General features: G+C 44.1%; 6 protein-coding genes and 1 pseudogene. 1 reads left to right on the top strand and 6 read right to left on the bottom strand.

The window, feature by feature from the left end:
- Positions 1-243: 243 nt before the first annotated feature.
- Complete coding sequence (locus tag P378_RS04350) at positions 244-1,368, top strand: sensor domain-containing diguanylate cyclase (protein WP_143338404.1); 1,125 nt, start codon at positions 244-246, stop codon at positions 1,366-1,368.
- A gap of 266 nt (positions 1,369-1,634) precedes the next feature.
- Here P378_RS04350 and P378_RS24450 read toward each other — a convergent pair whose 3' ends face one another.
- From P378_RS24450 to P378_RS19400, 6 genes and pseudogenes are all read right to left on the bottom strand, one after another.
- Positions 1,635-1,841, bottom strand: coding sequence for a 4Fe-4S dicluster domain-containing protein (locus tag P378_RS24450; RefSeq protein WP_476588314.1), 207 nt, complete (start codon positions 1,839-1,841; stop codon positions 1,635-1,637).
- On the bottom strand, positions 1,775-2,173 hold the full coding sequence (locus tag P378_RS18875; protein ID WP_143338403.1) for a 4Fe-4S dicluster domain-containing protein: 399 nt from the start codon (positions 2,171-2,173) through the stop codon (positions 1,775-1,777). Before P378_RS18875 ends, P378_RS24450 begins: the two co-directional genes overlap by 67 nt.
- Positions 2,174-2,200: 27 nt before the next feature.
- Positions 2,201-4,083 (bottom strand): annotated as a pseudogene (gene cooS / locus P378_RS04340) (anaerobic carbon-monoxide dehydrogenase catalytic subunit).
- Positions 4,084-4,359: 276 nt separating this feature from the next.
- Positions 4,360-5,727, bottom strand: a complete 1,368-nt coding sequence (locus tag P378_RS04335) for a [FeFe] hydrogenase, group A (RefSeq protein ID WP_099082394.1) — start codon at positions 5,725-5,727, stop codon at positions 4,360-4,362.
- Positions 5,728-5,742: 15 nt separating this feature from the next.
- Positions 5,743-6,294, bottom strand: a complete 552-nt coding sequence (locus tag P378_RS04330) for a 4Fe-4S dicluster domain-containing protein (RefSeq protein ID WP_099082393.1) — start codon at positions 6,292-6,294, stop codon at positions 5,743-5,745.
- 324 nt (positions 6,295-6,618) lie between these two features.
- The coding region (locus P378_RS19400; RefSeq protein ID WP_338013831.1) for a hypothetical protein at positions 6,619-6,875 on the bottom strand (257 nt) is incomplete at its 5' end.

Genomic DNA, 6,875 nt, shown 5'->3' with positions numbered 1-6,875 from the left:
GAACGGGTGCGTGAAATATCGGTACATTAGTGGTGGAAGGAAAAGTTATCAACATTTATGGTCAACTTTCTTTTGCAGTAGTATTGCATGGGAAAAATTTACTTAATTACCAGTTAATAAATGGTTTTAATGGTAATATTTTTCTTATAAAATACACAAAGGAGGGAGAAAAACCACCTTAAACAAGTTCAAAAAAATGTCTTGACATCTTTAGCCACCATAGGAGATGCAAAGGACAGCATTTTGAAAATTTATGAGTCCTTTAATGAAATGCTGGAACGCGTCACCACACGGGAAAAACATCTATTAAGCCAAGTGGAAGAACTAAATAAAAAAGAAACCCATTTGCGTCACGCTATCCAGCGAGAAAAAACACGAGGTGAACAGTTGCGTAAAATCCTCGCTTTAACTGATATTATTTTTAACATTGGCAGTGAACAGGAAATCTATAACGCAGCGGTTAATATCCTGCATAAACTCTACCCGAATGCTGTAATACGACTGCTATGTGTGAGTAACAGACGTACCAAAATGGAGGTAAAAGCCGCTTGTGGGCCAACAAATATTAATGCTGAACGGTGCTGTATAACTCCCACTGAGTGCCTGGCTGTAAAAACCGGAAAATCTCTCGTTAACCCCTCTCGAAGCCAGGGTATTTTTTGCCACCGTCTGACCTCTTATGCAGAAGTGCGCAGCCATATCTGCATTCCCTTATTCTCAGAAGGAAATATTTTTGGCTGTCTTAGCTTGTTTGCGGAACAAGAAAACTCATTTTTTGACGCATATAAGGTTGAAATCATCAATCTGTTCGCCAACCTTATAGGGATTAGCATTGCCAATACACGCTTGGTTAACATGGCCCAAAAAGAATCTTTCACCGACCACCTCACCGGCTTACCCAATCGCCGCTATGCCTTTAATGTACTGCAGCAAGAACTGGAACGGGCCAAACGTTACGGCGGTGTTTTTTCTGTGGCATTGATAGATATTGATAAATTTAAGGTCGTAAATGATACTTACGGACATGATGAAGGCGACCGGGTGCTGGTACTGTTGGCCGATGTTGCCCGCCGCTGCTTCAGAAAGTCTGATGTAACTGCCCGGTTTGGCGGGGAAGAATTTCTAATTATTATGCCGGAGACAATTGTAGAAGCCAGTTTGCAGGTAATCAACCGATTTCGCGCCACCTTTAACGAAGCAACCCTGTCAGGCATGCTGAAAGCCAGTAATATTACGGTAAGCGCAGGAATAGCCCAGTACCCGGCAGACGGGCAAGATTTGGCTACCCTGCTGAAAACCGCGGACAGCCGCCTTTACAAAGCCAAAGAATCGGGCCGCAACCGGGCAGTTTGGTCTAACGAACAGTAGCAAATACAGATGTCCAACATTAAGTTAACCTCTAATTCATCTTTTATAGATGTTGGGCATATTGATGGGATGATCCTCAATGCCAGGCAGAATTCATACAAATTGCAGGTTGGATTAAAGCTGAACCGTATTTTTCCTTGATCCTGCCCTTTTTGGAACAACGGTTCCGAGAAAAAAACCACGGCTTTAGCCGTGGTTTGATGTCAGTACGGACGACCGCGTTTCCCTTTTTTACCCGGCGCTTAAAGGCATCATTGCCGATGCTGTCAGAACGCCACCCCGGGGAAGCTGTCCCTGACGATTTTTTTGACTTTTTCCTGTCCTATTTCTTTAGTGTCAACTAATTTTAACGCATCGTTAGGACATGCTTCCACACAGGCCGGTTGTCCCTCCGCTCCTTTTCTTTCTACGCAAAGCGTACACTTAGTTGCAGCTGCATGTTTTTCCGGTATGTAAACCGCCCCGAAGGACATATGATTGAGCAGCTGTGGCATCCTATGCAGCGCTGCTTGTTAATAACTTTTATCCCTTCTTCGTTTACATTTATGGCGTTTACCGGACATATTTTTACACAAGGAGCATCTTCACATTGCCTGCAGACGGCCTGAGCCATTAGGGGATAATTTTTATCTTCCAAAAGAACATATAATATACTTATGTTAGGGCTCAGCGTCATACCGGATTCTAAAATTTCCCAGTAAGGCAGGCTTCCGTTGGCATCGGCGCAGGCCTCTTCGCAACACCGGCAGCCGAGGCACTTTTTTACGTCTGCCAGGATATATTTTGTGCCGTTTTTGGTATCCATATCTTCATTCCTCCAATAACTTTTTAGTTAGATACCGAGCACTTTACGTCTTTCCATTATGGTATTTTCCATGGCATCGGCTCCGAGGATGGGATCGGCCTCTATCATAAATCTTGCGCCGGTCATATCTTTTAATTTTGCGGTAAGAAGTTCCGCTATTAATTTGCTTCCTGTCACAAAAGGCGGTGTTCCGAGAAGCAGGTCCAGACCGAGAACAACACCGAAGGTTCCATCAGCTAAAGCCTGTTCTTCAAGCCATTGAGGGGCAGAAGCAACTATAGGAATTTTAGGAATATCAACATTTAATTCCTCAGCAATTTCCTCTGCTATGATGTGTATTCTTCCTATAGAAAGGCAGGGACCTACATTCAATACTGGCGGTATGTTTAACTTGCGGCAGACTTCCTTGAGCATGGGACCTGCCAGTTCGATGCTTTCCAGTCCGTAAAGTCCGACATTCTCAAGATCTCCGCCTACACACCCGCAGCCGAGCACCAATATATCCCTTTTAATAAGCTCTTTGGTCAATTCCACGCCATATACGCCGTGACCTTTGGCGGCCATGTTGGAACATCCTACAACGCCTGCCACACCTTTGATATCACCTTTTACTATTAAATCAATAAGGGGTCTCCATGAACCACCCAGCGCAGCCTTGATGCTGTCCTCACAGAATCCTGTAAGGGCCGGTGTTTTTTCGGCTGGAATGTCGATTTTAACCTTTTCGCGCCTGTTTTTGTAAGACTTTATGGCTTCTTCAAGGACGATAGAAGCGTATTCATCGGCTTTCTCAGGCTTGAATTGATAGAGATCCGCCCCTACCTTTTTACCTGCATCGTCAAGGCATATTTGCTTTACCAGATATTCCTGGCAGATCGGTTCAATACCCGGCAGAGTACAGTTGAATTCTGAGAATACAAGATCGATGGCTCCGGTTCCCAAAACATATTCCGAAGTGAAATTGTTGCCAACGTACCCGCCAAAAGCACTATTTTTATCGCAAGCACATCTCATTTCATAGTCCTGCCCAACACAGGTTACACCGTAGATCTTAAAGCCTTTAGCTCCCGCTTCCTGAGCCTTCATAATCCATTCTTTACTACCTGCCAGCTCCATGATACGGTTGGAAACGACCTGTTGGTGCCCTCCTATGGTAGCAAGGTTAATGTAATCACGGTCGATGACACCGAAATTAGCATATGTCTCAGCGATTTTAGGCGTTCCGAGCAATATATCCTGCATTATGCAGGTCAATTCAAGGCCGTATATACCGGTAATGATACCGAGTCTTAAACAGTGCAGCGCCATATCAATGGGATCGCTGTTTAAGTTGGTTGACGTTTTGGTGAGCGCCGCAATGATTTCTTCGTTGATACCTCCGGGCATTATGTTAAGTTTTTGCCATGTCGCAACCTTGCCGGGAGAGAGAGTTTTGCAACAAGTTCGACTTTTTCCGTATAGGGTTTGGAAAGGTCTTGTAGAACCTTGGTAGCAAATTCATAAGCGATTTCTTTTACGCCCTTGCTGATATTGATGCCTATCTTTTTAGCATATCTTCTGAGCTTTTCTTCATCTTTAATAATATAAGGAGACTTACCTTCAGCGGCGGAAAGCAGTGTCATGGCCGTATTGCGGCAATGGTGGACATAGCAAGAAGCACCGGCCGCTATTGCCCTCAAAAGATTGCGTGCAACTATGCTGTCTGCAGTGGCGCCGCAAATACCTACCGGTTGAGTGGGAGTTATCCTGCAGGGACCGTTGGAACACAACCGGCAGCAGATACCTTTGTAGCCGAAACCGCATTTTGAATCACGTTTTTCCCAGCGTTTTATGGCCGTACTAACAAAATCAGGCTTGCGGGAAAGTTCATCAATGACTTTTTCCGCAGAATAGATGTAGTTATCGCTCATATTATCACAACTCCTTTTTTGTTTTAAAAATTAGAATTTAAGTGGCATCCTGCTTATAAACTGGTTAATAAATTAAATAACAGGTTTACCTTTTTAGAGCGGACAAAACAATATCAATCAAATCACCCCCTTGTCCCATTTACGAAATCGATATTTTTAGCAGAGCCTGCCAATCTGTGAGTTGCTGCGAAAAAAAGAACTGACCGGCATTCGGCTAAAGTCCGGAAGTGAACTGGATTTTTGAGCAAGATAAGTATACAGCAAAATGATTTCAGATTAGCTCCTTGGTATATAACTAGTGTGAAGCAGGTGATGAGATTTTTCTCCCAGGGGCTCTTTTAAGAACTCTTCGTATATTTTTTTTATGCTGGGATTTTCGTGTGATTTCCTAAAAGGCAAGTTCTTATCATGCTGATAAATCGCCCTTTTCCTGGCTTCATAGGCTTTAAAATTGTCAGTCGTTATCACGACCTTGGGCTGACCTCCCCCGCTGATACATCCTGCAGGGCATGCCATAACTTCCATAAAATCGAAATCGGCCTTGCCTTCTTTTACCTGCTCCAACAGCGGTCTAGCGTTTTTTAATCCCGCTACTATCACAACCCTAAATTCCCGGTCTCCTATTTTTATATTCTGTCTTTTTACCCCTGTGCCGATTCTTACTTCCTCTATATCAACTTTAGGAATAGTGTTTCTCGTTATAAACTCGTATCCTGTCCTTAAGGCGGCTTCCATAACGCCCCCTGCGGCACCGAATATGGCGCCGGCTCCCGTATAATCACCGAGAGGTGCATCAAAATTTTCCTCCGGCAGGGCTTTGAAATCTATTCCTGCCTCCTTTATCAAATATGCCAGTTCTCTTGTGGTAAGCACCGCATCCACGTCCCTGTAACCGCTGTCTTCCATTTCCGGTCTCTGGCATTCAAATTTTTTAGCGGTACAGGGCATCACAGACACCGTATAGACGCACCCGGGATCAACATTGTCAATCTTAGCACCATAAGTTTTCATTAATGCACCCTGCATCTGGTGAGGAGATTTACATGTTGATAGATGAGGTATCAACGCGGGGTAAAAATATTCCACATACTTTACCCAGGCAGGACAGCAGGAAGTAAACATAGGAAGCGTGGCGCCTTCCGACATCCTTTTAATTAGTTCGCTGACTTCCTCAATTATCGTCATATCCGCTCCAAAATTGGTATCATAAACCCTGTCAAACCCCAGCCTTCTCAAAGCTGCCGCCATCTTTCCCGGCGTAACAGTACCATATGCCAAACCGAAATCTTCACCGATAGACACCCTTACCGACGGTGCACACTGAACCATTTTAAACAAACTCTTATCCCGAAGTTTTTCTTTGACTAAAGGTGCATGCCCAATGTTGTAGGCGGCAAAAAGAGGCTCCTTAACGCTGGACAGCATATTTCTTTCCTTTTTTTTCTTTTTTATACAGAGATTGTCTTTTGCGTGGTTCGAAACAAAGGCATTGCAAATCTGTATGCACTGACCGCAGAACACGCACTTATTGGCATCTATCGCCTGCGGCTTTCCGTATTCACCGCTTATTGCATCAGCGGGGCATACCTCCTTGCACCTTTCACAACCGGTGCATAAATCCTGATCGATATATACAACCTGCACGTCTTTTCCCCCTTTCTAAAAAATTCCTGCTGCGTTCATAAAACTCTTCAATGCGGCAATATTTTTCTCTTTTTTCAGCAGTGTAGTGTTTACCAGTTTTAAAGCCTTTTCAGGGCACACTTCAACACATGCAGGTCCTTCCGTTCTCCCCGCGCACAGGTCGCATTTTATCGCCTTTATATGCTGTTTTTCCGTTTCGACGTTTACATAAACAGGTACCAGGTCGATAGCGCCGAAAGGACAGGCAGTAACACAGTTTTTGCATCCTATGTAGTTTTGGTATTCTATACATTTTTCCTCATTGATTATTATTCGGCCGTCAATTTCTGAGATTATTCCCGCGGGACAGCTTTTGGCGCAGGGTGCATTATCGCATTGTCTGCACTGAATAGGCACCGTAGCCTCCGGTGTTCTGACCAAAAACAGCCTCGGCATAACGGGTGATGTGATGCAGCCCACTGTAAGCTTATTCCCGCTGTGGACGGCAAAGCATGCCATTTCACAGCTTCTACAGCCGATACACTTCTCCGGGTCTGCAAAAACAAAAGCATTAAGACCCTCTTTCATACTTGTTCTCCCCCTTAAAGTTAGGACTATTTCTTCCCGCACTATAAAGTATACAAAACTAGTATACTTTTAATGCTAAAAAATCGTGCTTCCCTTCCAACATCAAGTTTTTCAGAATACCAAACAGAACCGCAAGCCCCCCTAAATTTTATAAGAGACCGGATCACTTTTTGCGAAAATTCCACGGCTCGACTAAACTTTCATTAATTTACCTCTCTGCGGGTTAAAGTATACTAAAAAAGTATACTATTCTTTATGTTTTTTATGGTAAATAGAAACAACATGGCTGTCAAGTGTTTTTATAAATTTTTAAGAAATCTGGATTTATCTTCCAACTCTGGGTAAGGAACAGTCCTGCCGCACCCAGTCAATGGTCTTAATCTCCGCACTCGAAAACGGCTCAGTACCAAGGCTGGCGTTTTGCCGGAAGTAACCCACCGCATCACCAAAATCGCTGGCGCTGTAAAGCCTGTTCTTTAAGCAATAGTGAAGCGCTCTTTCAATTACTGACTTATCCATATCCTGGAGCGTGCTTTGGATAAGCTGCAGCTGGTCTCTTACGTACCGGGGTTTGGCGGAAC

The sequence above is a fragment of the Desulforamulus profundi genome (assembly GCF_002607855.1).
Note: the sequence above shows the minus strand (reverse complement) of the source record. Positions and strands in the feature narration are given on the sequence as shown.